The following is a 23,889-nucleotide window of genomic DNA, read 5'->3' as shown; positions in this document are numbered from 1 at the left end:
CAGCCCTTAGCATCCGGGTGTATGCGGACATTTTCTGACAGATGGGTGGGGTGGCGCGGTGCGCTGCGTACGCGCACACGCCCGCGCACCCCCGCGGTCCCCGGCATCCCCGCGCCCTCGCCGGAGCCCGGCTCCCGCCCCGCTGCCCGCTTCCCCACCGCGCTGCTGCCCTGGGCCTGGGCGGCGGCGCTCTTCGCGCTCTACGCGACCGTGTCCGTCCGCCGACACCTGCTGATCCGCACCACCGGCTTCGACCTCGGCATCTTCGAGCAGGCCGTACGCGCCTACGCCCAACTCCAGCCGCCGCTCGTCCCCTTGCGCGGCGAGGACTTCAACCTCCTCGGCGACCACTTCCACCCCGCCCTCGCCGTCCTCGCGCCGCTCTACCGGATCTGGCCCTCCCCGATCACGCTGCTGCTCGCCCAGGCCGCGCTGCTCGCCGTCGCCGTCGTCCCGCTCGCCGGCTGGGCGCAGCGCGTCCTCGGCCGCCGACCCGCCCACGCCGTCGCCCTCGCGTACGGACTGAGCTGGGGCGTCGCGTCCGCCGTCGCCTTCGACTTCCACGAGGTCGCGCTCGCCGTACCGCTCATCGCGTACGCCGTCGTCGCACTCGGCCAGGGCCGGTACCGCGCCGCCGTCGCCTGGGCCGCGCCCCTCGTCCTGATCAAGGAGGACCTCGGGCTCACCCTGGCCGCGCTCGGCGCCTACGTCGCCTGGAAGGGGCCGCGGCGGCTCGGGTTGCTCACCGCGCTCGCCGGGCTCGTCGCGTTCGTCGTCGAGATCAAGCTGCTCCTCCCGGCGTTCAATCCGGCGGGCGGGTACGCACACGGCGAGAACCTCGGCGAGGGCGCCCACGCCTCGTTGCTCGCCACCATCGCCTTCGCCCCGCTCGACGCGCTGCGCCCGGACGTCAAGGCCACCACCCTCGTCCTGGTCTTCGCGCCCTCCGCGCTGCTCGCCCTGCGCTCCCCGCTGGCGCTGATCGCCGTGCCGACCCTGACGTGGCGCATGCTGTCGCAGAACGCCTTCCACTGGGGCCTGTCCTTCCACTACAGCGCCGTCCTGATGCCGATCGTGGCCGCCGGGCTGATCGACGCGCTGCGGCGCTGGCGCACCGCGGAGCACCCGCTGGCGGCCCGCCACGTACGGGCGTCCCTGGTGACCGCCCTCGCCGTCACCGCCGTACTGCTGCCGAGCTTCCCCCTCGCACAACTGGCGCAGCGGGCCACGTGGCGGACCGGCCCGCACGTCGAGGCGGCGCGCTCACTGCTGGCGAAGATCCCGGACGGGGCGAGCGTCGCCGCGACCAACCGGCTGGTGCCGCAGCTCACTTCGCGCTGCGACGTCGTCCTCTTCCCGACCTTCCCCGTGCACTCGCGGCTGTACCGCTACGACCGGTCGCAACTGCCGCGCCCCACGGCCGAGTGGATCATCCACGACAGCCAGCCGGCGCCGGCGTGGCCCTACCAGGCGGGCCACTGGCCCTACCCGCCGGAGCAGCAGGCGGCGGAGCTGGAGGTGGCCCAACGCCGCTACGGCTACCGCAAGGTCGCGGAACGCGACGGCGTGACCCTCCTGAAGCTGGGCCCCCCACCGGCCCACGCCCCCTTGCGCCACTGACCCCAGCGCCCCGCCCCCCTCCTCACGCCCCTGGACGTTTCCGCCGTTTCCCCGCGGGGTGCGTTGGTCTCTGCGGCCCGGTGGCTGGCTGGTCGCGCAGTTCCGCCCCCTGTGCCGTCCGGGCGTAGGGCCCAGGCCCCTCTGACGTACCCGCCGTGGCCCGTGAGCTGCGCTGGTCTCTGCGGGCCGGTGGGTGGCTTGTCGCGCAGTTCCGCCCCCTATGCCCAGAGGGCATGGGGGGACCCCCAGCGCCCCTGTTTTGCTGCCCCAGGCCACCCACCGGCCCGCAGAGACCGTCGCGCCCCGCGGGGAAACGGAGGGAACGTCAAGGGGCGTGGGGCCCGCGCCCGGACGGCACAGGGAGGTGAGAGGCGCGGGCGTGACGGCAGGGAGAGGGAGCCGCGCTGGGCGCGGGCGGAGGTGCGTTTCTTCGGGTGCGGCGGAAGTGGTGTACTGGCCGGACGGGAAGCATTGAGGTCGGACGAGGAGTCGCCGTGGGCAGTCGCAAGCCGGAGTACCAGTGCGGACTCGACGCCGCGGTCGACGTCGTCGGCGGCAAGTGGAAGCCGCTCATCCTGTGGGCGTTGCACGCACACGCGCCCATGCGCTTCGGAGCGCTGCGCCGCGGGCTCACCGGGATCAGCGAGAAGGTGCTGATCCAGCAGCTGAGGGAGCTGGAGGCGGACGGCGTGGTGCACCGCGAGGTGTACCGGGAGGTGCCGCCGCGGGTGGAGTACTCGCTCACCGGCATGGGGGAGTCCCTGAACGCCGCCCTGGTACCCCTGGGGCTCTGGGGCGAGGTCTACAAGGACCAGATCGTGGCCAACAAGGAAGAGCCCAAGGTGGCGTGAGCCCCGCCGGGACACGCGTCAACCCGCCGCCTTTTGCGCCTTACCCCTTCGGGGGATCCCCCGTTCGGGCGGCTCACCGGCCCGCACCCGCCCAGTCCTGGGGCCATTCGCCGGCAATCACGGGGCCCGCGCCCGCGTACGCTCCGCCGTTCGCAGCAAGCGGCACGACACCGCAGGCGGGGCGCCCCGTGGCGGTGCGCCGGAGACCGCCCCCGACGCGTTATGGTGGAAACCCCCCCTCGGGCCGGTCCGTATCCCCCCCCCCACGGACCGGCCCGGTTTCTTTTCCCGCGCACCACGGCGCACGCGAGCGCCGGAACGCAGGCGCCCAGGACGCGAGCGTCCAGAACGCAAGCGTCCGGAACCGCAGGCGCCCCGGACGGTGCCGTCAGCCCCGGCGGGCCCAGATGTTCGCGCCCTCGGTCTCCACGGCGAACTCGTCGATCGCCGCCAACTCCTCCTTCGTCAGCGGCGCTCCGGACAGCGCCGCCACGTTCTCCTCAAGCTGGCCCACGCTGGACGCGCCGATCAGCGCGGACGTCATCCGCGGATCCCGCAGCACCCAGCTCAGCGCGAGCTGCGCCAGCGACTGGCCGCGGCCGGCCGCGATGTCGTTCAGCCCGTTCAACCGCCGCACGACCTCGGCCGACAGCAGGCCCGGGTCCAGGGACTTGCCCTGGGTGGCCCGCGAGCCCTCCGGGATGCCCTTCAGGTACTTCCCGGTGAGCAGGCCCTGCGCCAGCGGCACGAAGGCGATGCAGCCCATGCCTGCCGCCTCCAACGCGTCCAACAGCCCGTCGTCCTCGATCCAGCGGTTGATCATCGAGTACGACGGCTGGTGGATCAGGGCCGGGACGCCCATCTCCTTCAGCAGCCGGGCCGCCTCCGCCGTCTGCGCCGCGTTGTACGACGAAACGCCGACGTACAGCGCCTTGCCCTGCTGGACGGCCGAGGCGAGCGCGCCCATGGTCTCTTCCAGCGGGGTGTCCGGGTCGAAGCGGTGCGAGTAGAAGACGTCGACGTAATCCAGGCCCATCCGCTGCAAGGACGCGTCGAGCGACGACAGCAGGTACTTGCGGGAGCCCCACTCGCCGTACGGGCCGGGGTGCATCAGATACCCGGCCTTGGTGGAAATGATCAGCTCGTCACGGTATCGGGTGAAGTCCTGGGCGAAGATCTTGCCGAAGTTCAGCTCGGCGGAGCCGGGCGGCGGTCCGTAGTTGTTCGCCAGGTCGAAGTGGGTGACCCCCAGGTCGAAGGCGCGGCGCAGGATCGCCCGCTGGGAGTCCAGCGTGCGGTCGTCGCCGAAGTTGTGCCAGAGGCCGAGGGAGACCGCGGGGAGCTTCAGCCCGGAGCGGCCGCTGCGCCGGTACTCCATGCTCCCGTACCGGTCGGCGTCGGCGAGATAGGGCAGATGTGCGGAGGATTCAGTCACGTATCTCTCCTTATCACGGACTTGTGACAGACCGGGTTGGGCCGGGGTGGCCCGTGCGCAGTACTGTGGCGCCTTCAGGGGATCGCCGCACGGCCCGAACGCCGCACCCCGCGGCACCCCCGCGCGGGCGCGGGCAGGGACCGGTGCGCGTCGCCCACCCACGGACCCGGGGAGACCCCGCGGTCCCCGACATTCAGGTCCGACGAGCCCCGGACCGGGTCGGTGAGCCCGATCAAGACCGAGAGGTGGACTCTGTGAACTTGCGGGACCTGGTGTACAGGCTCTACGCACGCCGGGTGGAAGGCCGACTCGACCACTCCCAGGTGCCCAAGCACATCGGAGTCATCCTCGACGGCAACCGGCGCTGGGCGAAGGCGTCGGGCGGCACCACCGAACAGGGACACAAGGCCGGCGCCAACAAGATCCAGGAACTCCTCGGCTGGTGCGCCGAGACCGACGTCGAAGTCGTCACCCTGTGGATGCTCTCCACCGACAACTTCGACCGGCCCGAGGAGGAGCTGACCCCCCTGCTCGGCATCATCGAGCAGGCCGTGCGGGACCTCGCCGCCGACGGCCGCTGGCGCGTCCACCACGTCGGCACCCTCGATCTGATGCCCGCCCGCACCCAGACCGTGATCAAGGAAGCCGAGCAGGCGACCGTCGACCACACCGGCATACTCGTGAACGTCGCCGTCGGCTACGGGGGCCGGCAGGAGATCGCCGACGCGGTCCGCTCCCTGCTGCTCGACGCCGCGGACCGGGGCACCAGCTTCGACGAGCTGGCCGAGACCGTCAGCATCGACCTGATCTCCGAGCACCTCTACACCCGCGGCCAGCCCGACCCCGACCTGGTGATCCGCACCAGCGGCGAGCAGCGCCTGTCCGGCTTCATGCTCTGGCAGAGCGCCCACTCCGAGTACTACTTCTGCGAGGTCTTCTGGCCCGCGTTCCGCAAGGTCGACTTCCTGCGCGCACTGCGCGACTACGCGGCCCGGCACCGCCGCTACGGCGGCTGACCCCGCCCCGGCACCCCCTGTTCACCCACGCGTCGCTCGAAGATCCGGCATGGCGGCGCTTGATCGAGGGCATATTCCTTCCAGGTCGACGTCCGGTCCACGAACGTCGTATCTCAGTGGGCGGCCCACCCGCCCGCCCGGGAGGCCCTTTGCACTCGACGGAACGCACCAGCCGTGCGGACCCCAGGAGAGGGCCGGCGCTCGGCCCGCGCACTGCGGCCCGAAACCCGGCTCCCATCCCCGCCCGAGGGCGGGGGCGGTCCCCTGACACCCGAGACAGGTGGACCCTGGCCCGCGACGGCTCGCACCGTCGACCTCTTCCGAGGGGGTACGTCCTTCCGTGGTGAACAGCAGCACCAAGCGCCGCACGCCCGACCGGCGCACGTACGTTCTCGACACCAGCGTCCTGCTGGCCGACCCGAACGCGCTGACCCGCTTCGACGAGCACGAAGTCGTGCTCCCGATCGTGGTCATCGCCGAACTGGAGGCCAAGAGGCACCATCCGGAGCTGGGGTACTTCGCACGCCAGGCCCTGCGTCTGCTCGACGAGCACCGCATCCGGAACGGACGCCTGGACGCCCCCGTACCCCTGGGCGACCTCGGCGGCTGTCTGAGGGTCGAACTGAACCACTCCGACCCAGGGGTGCTCCCCGCCGGCTTCCGCCTCGGCGACAACGACTCGCGGATCCTCGCCGTCGCCCGCAACCTCCAGGCCGAGGGGTACGACGTCACCGTCGTCTCCAAGGACCTGCCGCTGCGCATCAAGGCGTCCTCCGTCGGGCTCCTCGCCGAGGAGTACCGCGCCGAGTTGGCCATCACCGAGTCCGGCTGGACCGGGATGTCCGAGCTGACGCTCAGCGCCGACCAGGTCGACCTGTTGTACGGCGAGGAGAGCCTGTACGTGCCCGAGGCGGCCGAGTTGCCCGTGCACACCGGCCTCGTCCTGCAGTCCGAGCGCGGCAAGGCGCTCGGCCGGGTCACTCCGGACGGGAACGTCCGGCTGGTCCGCGGCGACCGGGACGTCTTCGGCATCCACGGCCGCAGCGCGGAACAGCGCATCGCGCTGGACCTGCTGCAGGACCAGGAGGTCGGGATCGTCTCGCTCGGCGGCCGGGCCGGCACCGGCAAGTCGGCGCTGGCGCTCTGCGCCGGCCTGGAGGCCGTCCTGGAGCGCCGGCAGCACGAGAAGGTGATGGTCTTCCGCCCGCTGTACGCGGTCGGCGGCCAGGAGCTGGGCTATCTGCCGGGCACCGAGGCCGAGAAGATGAGCCCCTGGGCGCAGGCCGTCTTCGACACGCTCTCGGCCGTCGCCGGCCGCGAGGTCATCGAAGAGGTGCTGGGCCGCGGGATGTTGGAGGTCCTGCCGCTCACCCACATCCGGGGCCGTTCGCTGCACGACGCCTTCGTCATCGTCGACGAGGCCCAGTCCCTGGAAAGGAACGTGCTGCTGACGGTGCTCTCCCGGATCGGGGCCAACTCCCGCGTCGTGCTCACCCACGACGTCGCACAGCGGGACAACCTCCGGGTCGGACGGTACGACGGGGTCGTCGCCGTGGTGGAGAAGTTGAAGGGCCATCCGCTCTTCGCCCACGTCACGCTCACCCGCTCGGAGCGCTCCCAGATCGCCGCACTGGTGACCGAAATGCTGGAGGACAACCAGATCTGACGGGTCTGGCGGATCTGTGCGGTCTGACAGGTCTGCGGGCATTCGCGACGCCGTCCCGCCGAAGGCGCAAGAGCCTAGCGGGGCGGCGTCGTTCCGTACCGCCGAACGGCGGAAAAACTTGCCGCACGGCACGTGTGAGCTTTCACACGCAACGGAGAATTGCCTTGCGGCGTTGAGTTCCGGCAAAGTCTTGCTTCCGTCAGGCCCCGCACACGGCACACCCGTACCACTCGTGGTGCACCGCATCACCCACAACTCCACACCTGCCGCCGTGTGCCGCCCGCGAGAACCACCGGCCGCTCCCGTGAAAAACCGGGAACCGGCCACGGGCCAGCGCCTCCTGTGACCCACGCCAACGGAGGCCCGCGACAGGGGCACGATTCGCCCGCGGGGTCACCTGTGCGGGCGATGCTGGAAGGAAACCGTGTGAGCCGGATCTCGGTCCGGGGATTCGCAGTGGCCTCTGCCACCGCGGTCACCACCGTCGGAGCCGTCGTCGGCGTTGCCTCGGGCAGCGCCTCGTCCACCTCGGACAACATGGAGACGGCCGCGTCCGACGCGACGACCCTCCTCGCAGAGGTGCCCATGGGCCAGCAGGCCCAGGTGCAGTCCCTGTCGTTGGCCGACCAGGCCGACGCACAGGCCGCAGCAGCCGAGTCGACGGCCAAGAAGGCGGTCGAGGAGTCCGCGCGCCTCCAGGCGGCGGAGACCGCCAAGGAGAAGAGGGCCGCGGCGGACGCCCAGGCGAAGAAGGAGCAGGAGGCGAAGGAGAAGAAGGAGCGCGAGGCGAAGGAGCGGGCCACCCGCGACAAGCAGCGCGACGCCTCCAGCTTCGCCGCCAAGTCCTCCTACAGCATCTCCGAGGTCAAGGAAATGGCCCGGCAGATGATCCCGGCGGACCAGTTCCAGTGCTTCAGCAACATCGTGGAGAAGGAGTCGGGCTGGCGCTACACCGCCCAGAACCCCTCCTCCGGTGCGTACGGGCTCGTCCAGGCGCTGCCCGGCACCAAGATGGCCTCCGCGGGCGCCGACTGGCGGACCAACCCGGCCACCCAGATCAAGTGGGGCCTGAACTACATGAACAACCGGTACGACAGCCCCTGCGGCGCCTGGCAGTTCTGGCAGGCCAACCGCTGGTACTGAGACCGGCGCGCTCTCAACTCCACGGAGCCCCTCACCGTCCTTCGGTGAGGGGCTCCGCGCGTGTTGTAGCGTTCTCGGTTCCGGGGCTCCGGGAAGCATGGGGGGAAGCACATGTCACGACTGCCACGGTGGCTCGCCGGGGTGGGGGCCGGCCTCACCAGGGTGTCCGAACGGCTGGACGCCAGACGGGACGAGGCGCTGACCGAGCAGGGCGATGCGAAGACGACGGCGGGCGACCCCGGAGCCGACGCACCTGCCGCAACGACCGCCGCCGAGACGGTCGGTGCCGAGACGGCCGGTGCCGCGCCCGCCACGGCCGCCGCGGTGGCGACCGTGCCCGCGCCGCCCGCGTACGCGCCTGCCGTGCCCCCGCGCCCCGACCCCGTCTCCGCCGTGCCGTGGGGCATGCGGGTCGCCGCCGAGGCCGGCTGGCGGCTGCTGGTCATCGCCGGCACCCTGTGGGTGTTGATGCGGGTCATCAGCGAAGTCCGGCTGGTCGTCCTGGCGTTCACCTCGGCGCTGCTGATCACGGCGCTGCTCCAGCCCACCGTGGCCCGGCTCAAGCGGTGGGGCATGCCGCGCGGCCCGGCCACCGCGGTGACGGCGATCGCCGGGTTCGTGGTGATGGGCCTGGTCGGCTGGTTCGTGGTGTGGCAGGTCATGGAGAACCTGGACACGCTCTCCGAGCGGGTCAGGGACGGCATCGAGGAGCTCAAGCAGTGGCTCCTCGACAGCCCCTTCCACGTGACCGAGAGCCAGATCAACGACATCGCGGAGAACCTCAGCGGGACGATCAGCTCCAACACCCAGGAGATCACCTCCGCGGGCCTCCAGGGCGTGACCGTGATGGTGGAGATCCTGACCGGCTTGGTGCTGGCGATGTTCTCCACGCTCTTCCTGCTGTACGACGGCAAGCGGATCTGGAACTGGTTCCTCAAGCTGGTGCCCGCGCAGGCCCGCGAGGGCGTCGCCGGCGCCGGGCCGCGGGCCTGGCGCACCCTCACCGCGTACGTCCGCGGCACGGTGCTGGTGGCCCTGATCGACGCGATCTTCATCGGGCTCGGCATCTACTTCCTCGACGTCCCGATGGCGGTGCCGCTGGCCGTCTTCATCTTCCTGTTCGCCTTCATCCCGCTGGTCGGCGCGGTGATGTCGGGCGCGCTCGCGGTCGTCGTCGCCCTGGTCACCCAGGGGGTGTTCACCGCGCTGCTGGTGCTCGCGGTGGTGCTCGCGGTGCAGCAGATCGAGGGGCACGTGCTGCAACCCTTCATCCTGGGCAGGGCGGTGCGGGTCCATCCGCTCGCCGTCGTCCTCGCGGTCGCGGTGGGCGGGATCACGGCCGGCATCGGGGGCGCGGTGGTGGCCGTGCCGCTGGTGGCCGTCACCAACACCGTCGTCGGCTACCTACGGGCGTACGGCAAGGAGCAGTCGTTGCGGAACGCCCCGCCGCCGCACGGCTCGACGGCGGTCGGGGCCTCGCCCGACGCGCCCGTCGACGCGCCGACGGCGAACGCGCCCGCCGCCGCTGCCTCGGCGGCGCCCGCGGTGCAGGCCAAGCCCGTCACGGAGAACGGGACGTGATCTCCGAACCGGAACTCGTCGGCGGCGCCGACGGCGACCCCGTCCCCGAACTCCCGTTGCCGCAGGAGCCCGCGCCGCGCCGCCGCCCGTCGCCGCGCTCCTGGCTGTGGGGGCTCGGCGGCGCGGTGGTCGCCTCCGCGCTGTGGGCCGGCGGGCTCTACGCGTACCACGCAACCGCCGACGGCGGCCCGGGCACCGGTCCGTACGGCACCGTCGACGACCTGTGCGGCAAGACCGAACTGAAGTCGCTGACCGCGATCTACGGGGAGGTCCAGACGCGGGAGCCGGACACCCGCACCCACGAGGCGCTGGACCGGGCGTCCTGCTACGCCTTCTTCCAGGCCCCGTCGGACAGCGAGGCCCCGGGGGAGGGGGCGGAGCTCAGCGTCAGCGCGTCCGCCGTGTACGTCCTGCACAAGAAGACCGACCCCGGGCCGGAGTTCGACGGGGTCGTCGCGACCGAGTCCGAGATGATGAACAGCACCTCGGAGGAGGTCGCGGACCTCGGCGAACGCGCCTATCTGGCCAAGGGGGACGGGCACCTGGCGCTCCAGGTCCTGGACGGTCAGGCCGTGGTGCGGTTGTCGCTCGACGTGTACCAGGCCGACCCCGAGGGCTCGACGGACGCCGAGCCCCTGCCCGACGTCGCGGACAGCAAGGACCTGTTGGTCGCGGACGCCCGGGCGCTGTTGGCCGAACTCCGCAACGGCGACGGGTGACGCACCGCGGCAACAGGAAGGGCCCGTACGACCGGAGTCGTACGGGCCCTTCGCCGTCGTGCGCGCGGTGCCGGCTCAGCCGGCGAGCACGGCCTCGGCTTCGAGGGTGGTGCCCACGGCCTGGACGACGGAAGCGATCTTGACCGCCTCCTGGACCGTCTCGCGGTCCACGCCGGCCTTGCGCAGCACCTGCTCGTGGGAGTCCAGGCACTGGCCGCAGCCGTTGACGGCGGAGACGGCGAGCGACCACAGCTCGAAGTCGACCTTCTCCACGCCCGGGTTGCCGATGACGTTCATCCGCAGCCCGGCGCGGAGCGTCCCGTACTCCGGGTCGGACAGCAGGTGGCGGGTGCGGTAGAAGACGTTGTTCATCGCCATGATCGCCGCGGCGGCCTTGGCGGCGTCATACGCCTCGGGGGAGAGGTTCGCCTTCGCCTCGGGCTCCAGCTCGCGCAGCGCGATCGGGCTGCGGGAGGCGATCGCCGTGGCGAGGACGGTGCCCCACAGCTGCTGCTGCGAGAGCTTGTCGTTGTTGCCGATGACGGAGCCGAGGTTGAGCTTCAGGTCCTTGGCGTAGTCCGGTATGGCGGACTTCAGGGCGTCCAGCGACATGCGTCACTCACCGGCCAGCAGCGCGACGGGGTCGAGGGTGTTCTCGCCCTTGCTCCAGTTGCAGGGGCACAGCTCGTCGGTCTGCAGGGCGTCGAGGACCCGCAGGACCTCCTTGGGGTTACGGCCCACGGACCCGGCGGTCACCATGGTGAACTGGATCTCGTTGTTCGGGTCGACGATGAACACGGCGCGCTGGGCGAAGCCGTCCGCACCCTCGATGCCGAGGTCCCGCATCAGCTCGTGCTTCGAGTCGGCCAGCATCGGGAAGGGCAGGTCACGCAGGTCGGCGTGGTCCTTGCGCCAGGCGTGGTGGACGAACTCCGAGTCGCCGGAGAAGCCGAGCACCTGCGCGTCGCGGTCGGCGAACTCGTCGTTCAGCTTGCCGAAGGCGGCGATCTCGGTCGGGCAGACGAAGGTGAAGTCCTTCGGCCAGGCGAAGACGACCTTCCACTTGCCCTCGTAGGACTTGTGGTTGATGACCTCGAACTCCTTGCCGCTCTCCAGGGAGACGCAGGCAGTCAATTCGAAGGTGGGGAACTGGTCGCCGACAGTGAGCACGGGTCACTCCATGGTGCTGAGGGGTTGGACAAAAGGCACCCTGTCACACCCGGGATCGCGGGTGAAATTGATCAATCCAGTCAACCCGATCGGGGTCCCCTATCAATTGCGCCGTCCGTGGCGCCCGATCGGCGGCCGCGGCTCAAGGCGGCGCCCGAAGCGCGCGCGGGACGCCGACGCCGGCCGTTGTGGCGCGACGGGTGCGGTCCGGGGTGAGTTGATCATCGCGTCGCAGGTCAGGGGCTATCCCTGCGGTGTATACACGCGGTGTATACGGGGTGTGTATAGTCATCGGCATGTCCATCGGTCACACCCTCCTAGGGCTTCTGGAATCGGGCCCCCGCCACGGCTACGACCTGAAGCGCACCTTCGACGAGAAGTTCGGTCACGACAAGCCCCTGCACTACGGCCAGGTCTACTCGACCATGTCCCGGCTCCTGAAGAACGGCCTCGTCGAGGTCGACGGGATAGAGGCCGGGGACGGGCCCGAGCGGAAGCGGTACGCCATCACCGACGCCGGGGTCACCGACGTCGCCGGGTGGCTGTCGCGCCCCGAGGCCCCCGAGCCGTACCTCCAGTCCGTCCTCTACACCAAGGTCGTCCTCGCGCTGCTCACCGGGCGCAGCGCCGCGGACCTGCTCGACACCCAGCGGGCCGAGCACATCCGCACGATGCGCGTCCTCACCGACCGCAAGCGCCGCGGCGACCTCGCCGACCAGCTCATCTGCGACCACGCCCTGTTCCACCTGGAAGCCGATCTGCGCTGGCTGGAACTGGCCGCCGCCCGTCTCGAAAAGCTCGCCAAGGAGGTCGGCGCGTGACCCCCGAAGGTTCCCTGCTCGTCGCGGATTCGCTGCACAAGGCGTACGGGCCCACGCCCGCGCTCGACGGCGCGCACTTCTCCATCCACGCCGGTGAGGTCGTCGCCGTCATGGGGCCCTCCGGCTCCGGCAAGTCGACGCTGCTGCACTGCCTCGCCGGGATCGTCCGCCCCGACGCCGGCTCGATCCGCTACCAGGGCCGCGAGCTGACGTCCCTGTCCGACCGCGAGCTCAGCCTGTTGCGGCGCACCGAGTTCGGCTTCGTGTTCCAGTTCGGGCAGTTGGTGCCGGAGCTGACGTGCACGGAGAACGTCGCCCTGCCGCTGCGGCTGGCCGGCACCAAGCGCAAGCCGGCGGAGGCCGTGGCCCGGGAGTGGCTGGAGCGCCTGGAGGTCGCGGACGTCGGCGGCAAGCGTCCCGGCGAGGTCTCCGGCGGACAGGGGCAGCGCGTCGCCGTCGCCCGCTCCCTGGTCACCTCCCCGCGGGTGCTCTTCGCCGACGAGCCGACCGGCGCGCTCGACTCCCTCAACGGCGAACGCGTCATGGAGCTGTTCACCGAAGCGGCCCGCGCCGCCAACACCGCCGTCGTCCTCGTCACCCACGAGCCGCGCGTCGCCGCCTACTCGGACCGCGAGATCGTGGTGCGCGACGGCAAGTCCCGCGACCTGGAGCACGCCGTATGACCGCGCGAGGCCGCACGGCCGTACGGGACTGGGCGCGCGACCTCGCCCTCGGCCTGCGCTTCGGGGCGACCGGCGGCCGGGAGGGCTGGACCCGCACCGTGCTGACCGCGCTCGGCGTGGGCGTCGGGGTCGCGACGCTGCTGTTCGCCGCCTCCGTGCCCCGCATGGTGGAGCACCGCGACGACCGGGAGGAGTCCCGCTACTGGATCTCGGCCGGCGAGCAGGGCGAGGCGCCGGCGAAGCCCACCGACAGCACCGTCGTGCTCGCGATGGCGAACACCGAGTACCGCGGCGAGGCGGTCGGCGGCGAGGTCATGCGCGCGGACGGCGCCGACCCGGTCCTGCCGCCGGGCGTCGACCGGATGCCGGGACCGGACGAGATGATCGTCTCGCCGGCCCTCGCCGAACTGCTGCGCTCCGCCGACGGCAAGGTGCTGGCCGACCGGCTCGACCACCGGATCGTCGGCACCATCGCCGACCGGGGGCTGGTCTACCCCGACGAACTGCGCTACTACCTCGGCAGCTCCACGCTCACCGTCGACAACGGCGGGGAGCGGGTCCAGGGGTACGGGATGTACGCCGCGATCTCCGGGCTCGATCCGGTGCTGGTGGTCCTGATGGTCTTCATCTGCGTGGTGCTGCTGGTGCCGGTCGCCATCTTCGTGGCCACCGCCGTCCGCTTCGGCGGCGAGCGCCGCGACCGCAGGCTGGCCGCGCTGCGGCTGGTCGGCGCGGACGTGCGGATGACCCGGCGGATCGCCGCCGGCGAGGCGCTGTTCGGCGCCCTGCTCGGACTGGCCGTCGGCATCGGGCTGTTCGCGGTGGTCCGGGCCTTCGCCGGCTCCTTCAACCTGTTCGGGATGGGGGCCTTCCCCTCCGACGTCGTGCCGCTGCCCGCGCTGGGCGCGCTGGTCGTCGTCGCGGTGCCCGCCGCTGCCGTCGGAGTCACCCTCTTCGCGCTGCGCACCGTCACCATCGAACCGTTGGGCGTCGTGCGGAACACCGGCGAGAAGCCGCGGCGGCTGTGGTGGCGACTGCTGCTGCCGGTGGCCGGTCTGGTGCTGCTGCTGGTGAGCAACGACTCCAGCGGTCCGGCCGAGACCGATGCGGAGCTGTACGCGATCGCGGGCGGCGCCGTGCTGGTGCTCGTCGGGCTGACGACCCTGCTGCCCTGGTTGGTGGAGGCGCTGGTCAAGCGGTTCACGGGCGGGCCGGTGCCCTGGCAGCTCGCGGTCCGCAGGCTCCAGCTCAGCGGTGGCACGGCCGCCCGCGCGGTCAGCGGGATCATGGTCGCCGTCGCCGGCGCGATCGCGTTGCAGATGCTCTTCGCCGGCGTCGAGGACAACTTCAAGAAGTCGACCGGCGCGGACCCGTTGCGCGCTCAACTCGCCGTCAGGGCCGAGCGCACCACCGAAGCGCTCGCCGCGCGGACGGTCGCCGACCTGCGCGCCACCGAGGGCGTCAGCGCCGTCAACGGCGTCGTCGAAGGCTACGTCTACGCCACCGAGGGAGCGGCCGAAGCCACCCGCGACCTCGTGCCGCTGATCGTGGGCAGCTGCGCCGACCTGCGCGAGCTGGCCGTCATCACGTCCTGCACGGACGGCGACACCTTCGACGTGCGCAGGGCCCAGCCCAAGGCGGGCGGCGCGGGAACCATCGAGGGCGTCGTCGCCAAGGGCGGTCAGGTGCTCCTCGCCGACCCCGACGCCCCCCTTGCCGGCGGTCGCGGCGAAGGGCCGGTGCAGCGCTGGACGCTACCCGCGGACACCCAGACCGTCGCCACCCGCCGCGACCCGGTGGGCAACGAGAACGTCGGCATCTTCGCCACCCCCGGCGCCATCGACGTGGACGCGCTGGGCCGCGCCGGCGCCCGGGTGCTGGTGCAGGTCGACGACTCGGTGACGGACGCCCGGGAGAACGTCCGGGCCTCCGTCGCCCGGATCGACCCCGCCATCGGCGTGACGACGATCCAGGCGGTGGAGACCGACTCCAAGTACGCCGACGTGCGCACCGGGCTGCTGGTCGGGTCGGTCGTGACGATGCTGCTGATCGCCGCCTCCATGCTGGTCGCCCAGATCGAGCAGCTCCGCGAGCGGCGCCGGCTGCTGTCGGTGCTGGTCGCCTTCGGCACCCGACGGTCCACCATCGCCTGGTCCGTGCTGTGGCAGGCCGCCGTGCCCGTCGCCCTCGGCACCGCGCTGGCGATCGCGGGCGGACTCGTCCTCGGCGCGACCATGCTGCGGCTGGTGGGGCACGAGGTCACCCAGTGGTGGGTGTTCTTGCCGGTGGCGGGGGCCGGGGTCGGGGTGGTGCTGTTGGTGACCGCGCTCAGCACGCCCCCGCTGTACCGGATGATGCGCCCCGAGGGGCTGCGCACCGAGTGACCGCGGCGCGGACGTCTTCGTCCGCCGACGGGCGCGCGGCCGGCGGAGCGTGCAGCCGTACGGGCAACGCGGCCAGCGCCGCCCGCAGCGCCCGCGCGAACTCCTCGAACTCGCCCTGGCGAGCGGCCCCGGTCCGCATCGCCAGGGCGATCCGGCGCGAGGGCGCGGGGTCCGCGAAGTAGCCCGTGCCCAGCGCGCCGCGCCCGGTCTCCACCTCCACGGCGGTCCGCGGCAGCAGCGTCACCCCCAGGCCGCCCGCGACGAGCTGCACCAGGGTGGCCAGCCCGGCGGCGGTCGTGGTCACCGGGGTGTCCGGCCCGCGCCCCGCCTCCCGGCACACGTCCAGGGCCTGGTCACGCAGGCAGTGGCCCTCGTTGAGCAGTAGCAGGGGCAGTTCGCGCAGCGCCTCCCGCGGGATGTCGGTACGCCCGCCGAGCCAGTGCGCGTCCGGTGTGACCAGGACGAAGTCCTCGTCGAACAGGGGCAGTTCGGTGACGGTGGGCACGCCGAGCGGCACCGCGAGCAGCAGCAGGTCGAGCCGGCCCGCGGCCAGCCCGTCGAGCAGCGAGGACGTCTGCTCCTCGTGCACCTGGAGGTCGAGGTCCGGATACGTGTCGTGGACCAGCTTGAGGACGCTCGGCAGCAGGTAGGGCGCGACCGTGGGGATCACCCCGAGGCGCAGCACGCCGGTGAACGGCGCGCGTACCGCCTCCGCCTCCTCCAGCAGTTCGCCGACCGCGTCCAGCACCGCCTTGGCGCGGGCCGCGAGCCGTTCGCCGGCGGGGGAGAGCAGCACCTTGCGGGTGGTGCGCTCCACGAGTTGCACCCCCAGCGCCTCCTCCAGCGCGGACACCGCACCGGAGAGCGCGGGCTGGCTGGTGCCGATGGCCGCGGCGGCGTCGCGGAAGTGCAGGTGCTCGGCGACCGCCGCGAAGGCGCGGAGCTGCGCCAGCGTGGGCTGCCGGCCCCGCCCGCCCCTGCTGGCCGGCGTGCCCTTGTGTGAGTGTGCGTCCCGGTTCGCCCCGGCCATTGATGCGTTTCCCCTATCGAGATCCTTGACTTTGATCGCCTCGATGGTAATCGCGCTTGGTCCTTCACCCCGCAGCGGGGTTGCGCGACCCCGCCGTGGGCGGCCGAGCGATGACGGCGCCTGCGGGCCGTGGTGGGTTGCTCGCACAGTTCCCCGCGCCCCTGATTCGCTCCCCATGTCGTCCACCTGCAGGGCAGAGGGTTAGGGGTGCGGGGAACTGCGTGACAAGCCACGGGCGGGCCGCGGGCGCCAACACCGGGCACCCGACGCGGCGGGAGCCGCCGTCAGTGCGGGGTGATACGAAGGGGGCATGCGCAGCCACGACCGTACGCAGGCCGCCGACGAACCGTCGCCGGAGGCGATCCGCGCGGGCGACGAGGCGGTCTTCGCCGCGCTCGCCCAGCGCCACCGCCACGAACTGCGCGTGCACGTCTACCGCATGCTCGGATCGTTCACCGACGCCGAGGACCTGGTGCAGGAGACCCTGCTGCGGGCCTGGCGCAAGCGTGAGAGCTTCGAGGGCCGTTCGACCTTCCGCGCCTGGCTCTACCGGATCGCGACGAACGCCGCGCTCGACTTCCTGGCGGGGCCCGCCCGCTCCCGGGAGGTCGTCACGGCGGTGGACGGCGCCGGCGCGCCCGCCTCGTCCGCGCTCGCCGAGGTGACCTGGCTCCAGCCGTACCCCGACGAACTGCTCGACCTCGCCGCCCCCGACAGCGGGGAGCCGCACGCGGTGGCCATCGCCCGGGAGACCGTCGAGCTGGCGTTCCTGGCCGTCATCCAGCACCTGCCGCCGCGCCAGCGGGCGGTGCTGGTGCTGCGGGACATCGCCGGCTGGCCTGCGCAGGAGACGGCGGAAGCCCTGGACCTGAGCGTCGCGTCGGTGAAGAGCGCGCTCCAGCGGGCCCGCGCCACCCTGCGCGAGAACCTGCCCGAGCGGCGCGCCGACTGGGGCGCGGCCACCAGCCCCAGCGCGGACGAACGCGCCCTCCTCCAGCGCTACCTGGCCGCGTCCCGCGGGGCCGACCTGTCGGCGCTGGCCGCGCTGTTGCGCGAGGACGCCCGACAGACCATGCCGCCGCACCACCTGGTCTTCGAGGGGCGCGCGGCCATCCTCGACCTGTGGCGCCCGGTGCTGGAGGGGAGCGGGGCGTGGGGCGATTGGCGCTCCGTGCCGTTCGCGGTCAACCGCCAGCCCGCCGCGGTCAACTACGTCCGCCGCCCCGGCGAGGCCGACTTCACCGCGGTCAACGTCGACGTGCTGCGGATCGAGGACGGTCTCGTCGCCGAGATCACCACCTTCGACCCCCAGCTGCTGCCGGGGATCGCCCCCACCCTGGAGGTGTGACCGGGGTCACATCCCCTTCGTCGATTCCTTTCTCCCGGGCCGCTCGTCATACGAGCACCAACGCACCAACGCGGTCATGAACCAACGAACCGCAGCGAACCGGGAGGAAACCCTCATGACGAGCAACACGAACAACACGAACACCGCGGACAGCACGAACACCGCAGACGCCGCCGCGCCCGCCGACGACGCGGTCATCGCGGCCGTCGCCCAACCCGACGCCGAGATCCGCAAGCTGGAACGCCTGATCGGCACCTGGCGCGTCAGCGGCGGCGCCGAGGGCACCGTCTCCTACTCCTGGCTGCCCGGCGGCTTCTTCCTGTTCCAGGACGTCGACCTGAAGCAGTACGGCCAGCCGGTCACCGGCATCGAGGTCATCGGCCGCGAGAAGCCCTTCGGTGCCGAGGAGCCCGGCGAGGACATCAAGTCCCGCTACTACGACAGCCAGGGCAACACCTTCGACTACGTCTACGAGATCGAGGGCGACACCCTGACCATCTGGGGCGGCGAGAAGGGCTCCCCGGCGTACTACCGGGCCACCTTCAGCGCGGACGGCGACACCCTCTCCGGCGCCTGGGTGTACCCGGGCGGGGGCGGCTACGAGTCCGTCATGACCCGGGCGTGACCCGGCCCCGTTGAGCCGAGGGCCCGGCGCGGCGGGCGGCCCCGGCCACGGCCCCCGCCCCCGGTCACAGGGTGCGCCGGATCAGCAGACTGCCCAGCGGGGTGCGCCGGTGCAGCACCGTCCGCCCCGCCCGTACCGTCGTGATCAGCCCGGCGCCCCGTAGCGCCGCCGTGTGGCCGGAGACCGTGGCGTCGCTCAGCCCCAACCGGCGCGCCAGCGAACCGGTGGTGTGCTCGTCGGCGAGCAGCAGCAGCACCGAGCAGCGCGTCCGCCCCAACACCCCGACCAGCGCGCACGGCGCGTCGTCGGCCGGCTCCAGTGGCAGCCCGGGCCCGGCCGGATAGGTCAGCACGGGAGCGCCCGACGACGGCTCGGCGACCAGCGGCCCCGCGGTCCAGTGGAAGGTGGGCTGGAGCAGCAGCCCGCGCCCCGTCAGCTCCAGGTCCCGGTCCGCCCCCGGCGCGTCGCACTCCCACACCGTGCCGTCGCGCAGCCGGGCCCCGGGCACCAACGCGCCGACCGCTGCGCCCACCCCCTGCTCGGCGACGGTCAGCGCGTACCGGGTGAACTCCGCGCGGTGCAGGTCCTCGACGCGGGACCACACGGGCCGTACGACCGCCTCGAAGGCGGCGAACTGGGCGCGCCGCAGCGCCTCCCAGGCGCGCGGGTCCCCGGCGCCCCCGCCGCCCGCCCAGAACGGGGCCGACGGGCGGGCCGCCGCGCCGTGGAGGCGTCCGCCGTCGGGTGCCCGGCCCGCCGGCACCAGGTCCGCCAACGGCCGGGCGGCGTCCGGCAGGGACCGCAGCAGCCGCTGCCGCCAGCGGCCGAGCAGCGGATCGTCGTCGTGGGTCAGCACCATCGTCGCGAGGGCCGCGTTCAGCTCCTGCGAGGGGTCCGGTCTGCGGGCGAAGCGGACCTGGGCGAAATCGACAGCGCTGAAGTGGATCCGGATCAAAGCTCGTCCTTCCCCCGTCGCCCCGCACCCCGCCCCTCGTGGCGGAGCGTTCGCGGGGCGCAGTCGCCAGACCTGGCCATCCTTTCGGTCTGGCCCTCAAGTATTCCCCGCGGCCCACCGAGGGGGCCAGCATGCAGATATGACGACTTCCAGCCCATTCCACGGACACGGTGGCGGATTTCGCAGTCGGGCGGCGGCTGCGTTACCCGGTCGCCGTGCCGTCATCAGCGCCTCCGCCGGCCTGGCGGGCACGGTGCTGTTGACCGGCGGTGCCGTACCGCGGGCCAAGGCGTTGCCGCCCGATCGGCCCGCTCCGTCCGCCGCCCCGCCCGTCGTGCCGACCCTGCCGAAGCCGCTCGGTCCCCACACCGTCGGCGTCGTCGACCTCCACCTCGTCGACCGCTCGCGGCGCGACCCGCTGCGGTTCGCCGTTCCCGAGCGCGAGCTGATGGTCTCGGTGCACTACCCCGCCCGCCGGGTCCCCGACGACGCGCCCGCCGCCCCCCAGATGACGCCGGCGGCGGCCCGGTCCTTCGCCGAACTGGCGCCGGTGGTCCACCCCGAACTGCCCGGCGCGGGCGTCGACTGGGCGGCCGTCACCACGCACGCGCACCCGGGCGCCGAGCCGTGGGGGCGCCGGCGCCCGGTGCTCCTGTACAGCCCCGGCGTGCGCGAGCCGCGCACCCTCGGCACGCACCTGGCCCAGGACCTCGCCAGCAGGGGCTGGGTGGTGGTCAGCGTCGACCACCCCGGCGACGCGTCCGAAGTCGACTTCCCCGGCGCGACGCAGTACCGGCACACCACGCTGGTCACCACGGAGCTCCGCGGCGAACCGCGTCAGGACCCCGACCTCTACCGCGCGCTGATCTCCGCCCGGGTGGCCGACGTCCGCTTCGTCCTGGACTGTCTGCAACGGCTCGCCGACGGCAAGGACGTGGACGGCGTCGGGCCGCCGCTGCCGAAGGGCCTGCCCGCCGTCTTCGACCTGCGCCGGGTGGCCGCGTACGGTCACTGCGCCGGCGGTACGGCCGTCTCCCAGGCGCTGTACGAGGACCGCCGCATCCGGGCGGCGGTGAACATGGAGGGGTACTTGGACGTCCCGGACGGCCCGGGCCGACCGGGGCGCCCCCTCCCGGTCGCCCGGCACGGCACCGACCGGCCGCTGGACCTGCTCGCCACCGACGGCTACGCCGGCCGCACGGAGCTGGAGCGCTCCTGGGCGCCGCTGCTCGCCCGGTCGGGGGACCGGGTCGGCCGGCTGCGGATCGCCGGCTCGAACCACTGGATATTCAGCGACTACCTGACGGTGGCGCCCCAGTTGGTGCGGGCCGGGCTGATGACCAAGGGCGGTCGGGACGGCATGGTCGGCCCGGTCGCCGTGGACGTCTCCCTGCCCCTGCTCAGATCCCGGCTGACGTCCTTCTTCGCGAAGCACGCACCGGTCGCCGCGCGGGAGTCCCGGGCGGCGACCGAAGCAGCCGGGTAGCAGCGGCGCGTCAGGCGGTGAAGCCGCCGTCGACGGCGATCCGGGCGCCGGTGACGTAACCGGCGTCCGGGCCGGCGAGATGGGCGACGACGGACGCCACGTCGACCGGCTCGGCGAACCGGCCCGTCGCCGTGTAGCCGCGGATCGTCTCCGCCATCGGGCCGTCCGCCGGGTTCATCTCGGTGTTCGTCGGCCCCGGGGCGACCAGGTTCACCGTGATGCCCCGCCCGCCCAACTCGCGGGCGAGCGCCTTCGTCATGCCGACCAGGGCGCTCTTGCTCATCGCGTAGAGCGAGAAGCCGGGGAAGGGGACGTACGCGGCGACGTTGCTGCCGATGCTGATGATCCGCCCGCCGTCCGTCATGTGGCGGGCGGCGGCCTGCGCCGCGAGCAGCGGGCCGCGGACGTTGACCGCCAGGGTGCGGTCCACGTCCGCGAGCGAGAGCTCCTCCAACGGGCCGACGACGAACGCCGCCGCGTTGTTGACCAGGACGTCGATCCGGCCGAAGGCCGCCACGGTCTGCGCCACGGCGTCCCGCACCGCCTCGGGGTCCGCGGCGTCCGCGCGCACCGCGACCGCCCGACGGCCGATGGCTTCGATCCGCTCGACGACCTCGGCGGCCCGGTCGGCCCCCTGCTGGTACGTGAGGGCGACGTCCGCGCCCTGCTCGGCGAGGCGCAGGGCCACCGCCGCTCCGATGCCCCGGCTGCCGCCGGTGACGAGTGCTGCACTTCCATCCATACGGTTCATGGCATCGATCCTGGTCGGACGGGCCGCCGCGGTCCGGCGGTATCCGGACGTCCACTTGCGGCCCCGGCGAAGGCCGGTCGAACCGCGCCGCAGGGGCAACCCTGAGTGCCTTTCGTGAGTCGGTTCTCATGGGGCGCGGAGAATCGCGGGGAAGGCGAGTGCTGATTCTCACGTCCGGAAAGAGGGGATCGGTCGGGCTTTGTCACAGGGAGCGGTGTTAGCTTTCTTAGCTGCTTCCGGTCGGGCTGCGACCTGGGACGAAGAGCTGAGCGAGAGCGGAGCGGGACGGGTCATGGGCCGAGCCGAGGAGCGACGAGCCCGGCAGCGCGATGCGCGCCGGGCGAAGAAGGGGACCAAGCCCACGGGCATACGCCGCTTCTTCACCTGGAAGAAGATGCTGGGCACCTTCCTCGGCGTCTGTCTGCTCGGCATGGGCGCGTTCTTCGTGCTCTACCTGATGGTGCCGGTCCCGGCGGCCAATGCGCACGCCGAGATGGAGAGCAACGTCTACAAGTACAGCGACGGCACCATCCTGGCCCGCACCGGCGAGTACAACCGCGAGATCATCGGCCTGGAGAAGCTCAGCGAAGAGGTCAGGTACACCTTCGTCGCCGCGGAGAACAAGAGCTTCTACAAGGACAACGGCATCGACTTCAAGGGCACCACCCGGGGTCTGCTGAACACCCTGTCCGGCAAGGGCAAGCAGGGCGGCTCGACGATCACGCAGCAATACGTCAAGAACTACTACCTGAACCAGGACCAGACGGCGACCCGCAAGCTCAAGGAGCTGGTGATCGCGCTCAAGGTGGACCAGGAGAAGAGCAAGGACGACATCCTCGCCGGGTACATCAACACCAGCTACTACGGCCGCGGCGCGTACGGCGTCCAGGCCGCGGCGCAGGCGTACTACGGCGTCGACGCGGAGAAGCTCTCGGTCCAGCAGGCGGCGTACCTCGCGGCCCTGCTCCAGGCCCCGAACCAGTACGACTGGGCGCTCGCGTCGGAGACCGGCAAGAAGCTGGTGACCGACCGCTGGAACTACGTCCTGGACAACATGGTCGAGATGGGGAAGCTCGACTCGGCCAAGCGCGCCGGCCTCACCTTCCCGCAGCCCAACCCGCCCAAGGCCGCCCCCGGCATGGGCGGTCAGGCCGGCTACCTCGTCGAGGCCGCCAACGCCGAACTCGCCCGCGCCGGCATCAGCGAGCAGGACATCAAGGCCGGCGGCTGGACGATCACGCTCAACATCGACCCCAAGCGGCAGAAGGCGCTGGAGAACGCGGTCAACAAGGAGCTGGAGGCCAAGCTCGACCGGAAGAAGGACAAGAAGGACGCGACGGTCCAGGCCGGCGCGACCTCCGTCGAGGCGGCCACCGGGCGGATCGTCGCCATGTACGGCGGCGTCGGCGCCACCGAGCACTGGCTCTCCAACGCCACCCGCCGCGACTACCAGCCCGCCTCCACCTTCAAGCCGATCGTGCTCGCGTCCGCGCTGGAGAACGAGTCCCAGACGCAGGACGGCCAGCCGATCAACCTGAACACCATCTACGACGGCACGAGCAAGCGGCCCGTCGTCGGCAGCGACACCCCCTTCGCCCCGGAGAACGAGGACGACCGCGACTACGGCGAGGAGATCACCGTCCAGAAGGCCACCAACAGCTCGGTGAACTCGGTGTACGCCCAGATGATCGTGGACGTCGGCCCCGGCGACACCAAGGACACCGCGCTGGACCTGGGCATGAAGGACGGCGACGGCTGGCCGGAGCGGCCCGCCATGTCCCTGGGCACCATGGGCGCCTCCACCGTGGACATGGCCGGGGTGTACGCCACCTTGGACAACCACGGCAAGAAGGTCACCCCGACGATCGTGAAGTCCGCGGAGCACCGGGCCCGCAAGGCGGACCGCAAGGACCCGGTCGGCGAGCAGGTCGTCTCCCGCGGCACCGCGGACACCGTCACCGCCGCGATGGAGGGCGTCGTCAAGGAGGGCTCCGGCCGCCAGGCCGGCGGCGGCTACGACGCCGCGGGCAAGACCGGCACCTCCGAGAACAACCGCTCCGCCTGGTTCGTCGGCTACACGCCGAAGCTGGTCACCGCGGTCGCCCTGTTCGGCGAGCAGTCCGACGGCACGGGCCAGGTCACGCTGACCGACACCATCAACCCCGGCCGGGCCAACGGCGGTGGCGTCCCGGCGCGGATCTGGAAGGCGTACACCTCCGCGGCGCTGAACTCCGCGGACGCGCGGGCGAAGTTCGACCTGGAGGTCAAGGAGCCGGCGCGGGCCCAGCCCGACCCGTCGCCCTCGCAGAGCGAGATCGACCCGTCGCCGTCGCGCAGCGAGGAGCGCCGCGAGGAGGAGGAGCCGCCGGTGACGCCCTCCACGTCGTCGAGCCGCCCCCCGACGAACGACCCGTCCCCCTCCCGCAGCGAGGTCGACCCCTCCCCGTCCACGTCCTCCTCCGGTCCCCCGACGTCCCCCTCGGGCGCGAGCGTCCCCCGCTAGTGCTGTGACCGGAAAGGTTTGCCGGGTGGCTCGCGGTGTCCGGTGCGGTGCATCGCAGGGCGGAGGATCTCCCGCGTACTGGACGTACTCGGGTGATGCGAC

The 23,889-nt window shown here is 72.2% G+C and carries 20 protein-coding genes; 14 read left to right on the top strand and 6 right to left on the bottom strand.

Features of this window, described 5'->3' with window-relative positions:
* The first annotated feature begins 21 nt into the window (after window positions 1-21).
* Both ACH4E8_RS03165 and ACH4E8_RS03160 read left to right on the top strand, forming a co-directional pair.
* Window positions 22-1,620, top strand: coding sequence for a DUF2079 domain-containing protein (locus ACH4E8_RS03165; protein WP_398443806.1), 1,599 nt, complete (start codon window positions 22-24; stop codon window positions 1,618-1,620).
* Window positions 1,621-2,114: 494 nt separating this feature from the next.
* Window positions 2,115-2,471, top strand: coding sequence for a winged helix-turn-helix transcriptional regulator (locus tag ACH4E8_RS03160; RefSeq protein WP_398443805.1), 357 nt, complete (start codon window positions 2,115-2,117; stop codon window positions 2,469-2,471).
* A 388-nt stretch (window positions 2,472-2,859) separates the two neighbouring features.
* On the opposite strand, the gene mgrA is transcribed toward ACH4E8_RS03160, so the two are convergent.
* Complete coding sequence (mgrA, locus tag ACH4E8_RS03155; protein ID WP_398443803.1) at window positions 2,860-3,906, bottom strand: L-glyceraldehyde 3-phosphate reductase; 1,047 nt, start codon at window positions 3,904-3,906, stop codon at window positions 2,860-2,862.
* A 254-nt stretch (window positions 3,907-4,160) separates the two neighbouring features.
* Here mgrA and ACH4E8_RS03150 point away from each other — a divergent pair, with 254 nt between their 5' ends.
* The 5 genes from ACH4E8_RS03150 (at window position 4,161) to ACH4E8_RS03130 (ending at window position 10,031) form a co-directional block, all read left to right on the top strand.
* Complete coding sequence (locus ACH4E8_RS03150; RefSeq protein WP_398443801.1) at window positions 4,161-4,922, top strand: isoprenyl transferase; 762 nt, start codon at window positions 4,161-4,163, stop codon at window positions 4,920-4,922.
* A 343-nt stretch (window positions 4,923-5,265) separates the two neighbouring features.
* Window positions 5,266-6,588 carry a PhoH family protein gene (locus ACH4E8_RS03145; protein WP_398444703.1) on the top strand — a complete coding sequence of 441 codons (1,323 nt, stop codon included), beginning with the start codon at window positions 5,266-5,268 and terminating at the stop codon, window positions 6,586-6,588.
* Between the two features lie 408 nt (window positions 6,589-6,996).
* Window positions 6,997-7,731, top strand: coding sequence for a transglycosylase SLT domain-containing protein (locus tag ACH4E8_RS03140; RefSeq protein WP_398443800.1), 735 nt, complete (start codon window positions 6,997-6,999; stop codon window positions 7,729-7,731).
* A gap of 111 nt (window positions 7,732-7,842) precedes the next feature.
* On the top strand, window positions 7,843-9,312 hold the full coding sequence (locus ACH4E8_RS03135) for an AI-2E family transporter (RefSeq protein ID WP_398443798.1): 1,470 nt from the start codon (window positions 7,843-7,845) through the stop codon (window positions 9,310-9,312).
* Window positions 9,309-10,031 (top strand): hypothetical protein, encoded by a 723-nt coding sequence (locus tag ACH4E8_RS03130; RefSeq protein WP_398443796.1) that lies wholly within the window; start codon window positions 9,309-9,311, stop codon window positions 10,029-10,031. Before ACH4E8_RS03135 ends, ACH4E8_RS03130 begins: the two co-directional genes overlap by 4 nt.
* 75 nt (window positions 10,032-10,106) lie before the next feature.
* Here ACH4E8_RS03130 and ACH4E8_RS03125 read toward each other — a convergent pair whose 3' ends face one another.
* Window positions 10,107-10,643, bottom strand: a complete 537-nt coding sequence (locus ACH4E8_RS03125) for an alkyl hydroperoxide reductase (RefSeq protein ID WP_361529841.1) — start codon at window positions 10,641-10,643, stop codon at window positions 10,107-10,109.
* A gap of 3 nt (window positions 10,644-10,646) precedes the next feature.
* Window positions 10,647-11,201, bottom strand: coding sequence for a peroxiredoxin (locus ACH4E8_RS03120; RefSeq protein WP_398443794.1), 555 nt, complete (start codon window positions 11,199-11,201; stop codon window positions 10,647-10,649).
* 296 nt (window positions 11,202-11,497) lie between these two features.
* Between ACH4E8_RS03120 and ACH4E8_RS03115 the strand changes: the two genes are divergently transcribed.
* Genes ACH4E8_RS03115 through ACH4E8_RS03105 form a run of 3 tightly spaced genes read left to right on the top strand, consistent with a single transcriptional unit; the run spans window position 11,498 to window position 15,089 of the window.
* Window positions 11,498-12,022, top strand: a complete 525-nt coding sequence (locus ACH4E8_RS03115) for a PadR family transcriptional regulator (protein ID WP_398443792.1) — start codon at window positions 11,498-11,500, stop codon at window positions 12,020-12,022.
* Window positions 12,019-12,705: an ABC transporter ATP-binding protein gene (locus ACH4E8_RS03110; RefSeq protein ID WP_398443790.1), complete on the top strand. Its 687-nt coding sequence runs from the start codon at window positions 12,019-12,021 to the stop codon at window positions 12,703-12,705. The genes ACH4E8_RS03115 and ACH4E8_RS03110 overlap by 4 nt, the downstream gene beginning before the upstream one ends.
* Window positions 12,702-15,089, top strand: coding sequence for an FtsX-like permease family protein (locus ACH4E8_RS03105; protein ID WP_398443788.1), 2,388 nt, complete (start codon window positions 12,702-12,704; stop codon window positions 15,087-15,089). Before ACH4E8_RS03110 ends, ACH4E8_RS03105 begins: the two co-directional genes overlap by 4 nt.
* Here ACH4E8_RS03105 and ACH4E8_RS03100 read toward each other — a convergent pair.
* Entirely contained in the window at window positions 15,034-16,119 is a 1,086-nt protein-coding gene (locus tag ACH4E8_RS03100) for a LysR substrate-binding domain-containing protein (protein WP_398443786.1), read from the bottom strand. The genes ACH4E8_RS03105 and ACH4E8_RS03100 overlap by 56 nt on opposite strands.
* A gap of 310 nt (window positions 16,120-16,429) precedes the next feature.
* On the opposite strand from ACH4E8_RS03100, the gene ACH4E8_RS03095 reads away from it, so the two are divergent.
* On the top strand, window positions 16,430-17,467 hold the full coding sequence (locus ACH4E8_RS03095; RefSeq protein WP_398443784.1) for an RNA polymerase subunit sigma-70: 1,038 nt from the start codon (window positions 16,430-16,432) through the stop codon (window positions 17,465-17,467).
* 115 nt (window positions 17,468-17,582) lie between these two features.
* The gene (locus tag ACH4E8_RS03090; RefSeq protein WP_398443783.1) at window positions 17,583-18,092 is read left to right on the top strand and encodes a hypothetical protein; all 510 of its coding nucleotides are present in this window, start codon (window positions 17,583-17,585) and stop codon (window positions 18,090-18,092) included.
* Between the two features lie 64 nt (window positions 18,093-18,156).
* On the opposite strand, the gene ACH4E8_RS03085 is transcribed toward ACH4E8_RS03090, so the two are convergent.
* Window positions 18,157-19,047 carry an ArsR/SmtB family transcription factor gene (locus tag ACH4E8_RS03085; protein WP_398443781.1) on the bottom strand — a complete coding sequence of 297 codons (891 nt, stop codon included), beginning with the start codon at window positions 19,045-19,047 and terminating at the stop codon, window positions 18,157-18,159.
* Window positions 19,048-19,186: 139 nt separating this feature from the next.
* Between ACH4E8_RS03085 and ACH4E8_RS03080 the strand changes: the two genes are divergently transcribed.
* Entirely contained in the window at window positions 19,187-20,533 is a 1,347-nt protein-coding gene (locus ACH4E8_RS03080; RefSeq protein ID WP_398443778.1) for an alpha/beta hydrolase, read from the top strand.
* 10 nt (window positions 20,534-20,543) lie between these two features.
* Here the strand turns inward: ACH4E8_RS03080 and ACH4E8_RS03075 are convergent, their stop codons facing one another.
* The gene (locus ACH4E8_RS03075) at window positions 20,544-21,284 is read right to left on the bottom strand and encodes an SDR family NAD(P)-dependent oxidoreductase (RefSeq protein WP_398443776.1); all 741 of its coding nucleotides are present in this window, start codon (window positions 21,282-21,284) and stop codon (window positions 20,544-20,546) included.
* A gap of 292 nt (window positions 21,285-21,576) precedes the next feature.
* On the opposite strand from ACH4E8_RS03075, the gene ACH4E8_RS03070 reads away from it, so the two are divergent.
* The gene (locus ACH4E8_RS03070) at window positions 21,577-23,787 is read left to right on the top strand and encodes a transglycosylase domain-containing protein (protein ID WP_398443774.1); all 2,211 of its coding nucleotides are present in this window, start codon (window positions 21,577-21,579) and stop codon (window positions 23,785-23,787) included.
* Window positions 23,788-23,889: the final 102 nt, after the last annotated feature.

Origin of the sequence: Streptomyces sp. NPDC017979 (genome assembly GCF_044328175.1) — a bacterium.
Lineage (GTDB): Bacteria > Actinomycetota > Actinomycetes > Streptomycetales > Streptomycetaceae > Streptomyces.
The sequence above is the reverse complement of the archived record's forward strand: the minus strand, read 5'-3'. Positions and strand labels throughout refer to the sequence as shown.

Excerpts from the sequence above, each read along its gene's own strand:
- ACH4E8_RS03140 (WP_398443800.1), top strand. The coding sequence starts at position 6,997 with ATGCTGGAAGGAAACCGTGTGAGCCGGATCTCGGTCCGGGGATTCGCA.
- ACH4E8_RS03135 (WP_398443798.1), top strand. The coding sequence starts at position 7,843 with ATGTCACGACTGCCACGGTGGCTCGCCGGGGTGGGGGCCGGCCTCACC.
- ACH4E8_RS03125 (WP_361529841.1), bottom strand. The coding sequence starts at position 10,643 with ATGTCGCTGGACGCCCTGAAGTCCGCCATACCGGACTACGCCAAGGAC.
- ACH4E8_RS03100 (WP_398443786.1), bottom strand. The coding sequence starts at position 16,119 with ATGGCCGGGGCGAACCGGGACGCACACTCACACAAGGGCACGCCGGCC.
- ACH4E8_RS03090 (WP_398443783.1), top strand. The coding sequence starts at position 17,583 with ATGACGAGCAACACGAACAACACGAACACCGCGGACAGCACGAACACC.
- ACH4E8_RS03075 (WP_398443776.1), bottom strand. The coding sequence starts at position 21,284 with ATGAACCGTATGGATGGAAGTGCAGCACTCGTCACCGGCGGCAGCCGG.
- ACH4E8_RS03165 (WP_398443806.1), top strand. The coding sequence starts at position 22 with ATGCGGACATTTTCTGACAGATGGGTGGGGTGGCGCGGTGCGCTGCGT.
- ACH4E8_RS03105 (WP_398443788.1), top strand. The coding sequence starts at position 12,702 with ATGACCGCGCGAGGCCGCACGGCCGTACGGGACTGGGCGCGCGACCTC.
- ACH4E8_RS03115 (WP_398443792.1), top strand. The coding sequence starts at position 11,498 with ATGTCCATCGGTCACACCCTCCTAGGGCTTCTGGAATCGGGCCCCCGC.
- ACH4E8_RS03095 (WP_398443784.1), top strand. The coding sequence starts at position 16,430 with ATGCGCAGCCACGACCGTACGCAGGCCGCCGACGAACCGTCGCCGGAG.
- ACH4E8_RS03080 (WP_398443778.1), top strand. The coding sequence starts at position 19,187 with ATGACGACTTCCAGCCCATTCCACGGACACGGTGGCGGATTTCGCAGT.
- ACH4E8_RS03070 (WP_398443774.1), top strand. The coding sequence starts at position 21,577 with ATGGGCCGAGCCGAGGAGCGACGAGCCCGGCAGCGCGATGCGCGCCGG.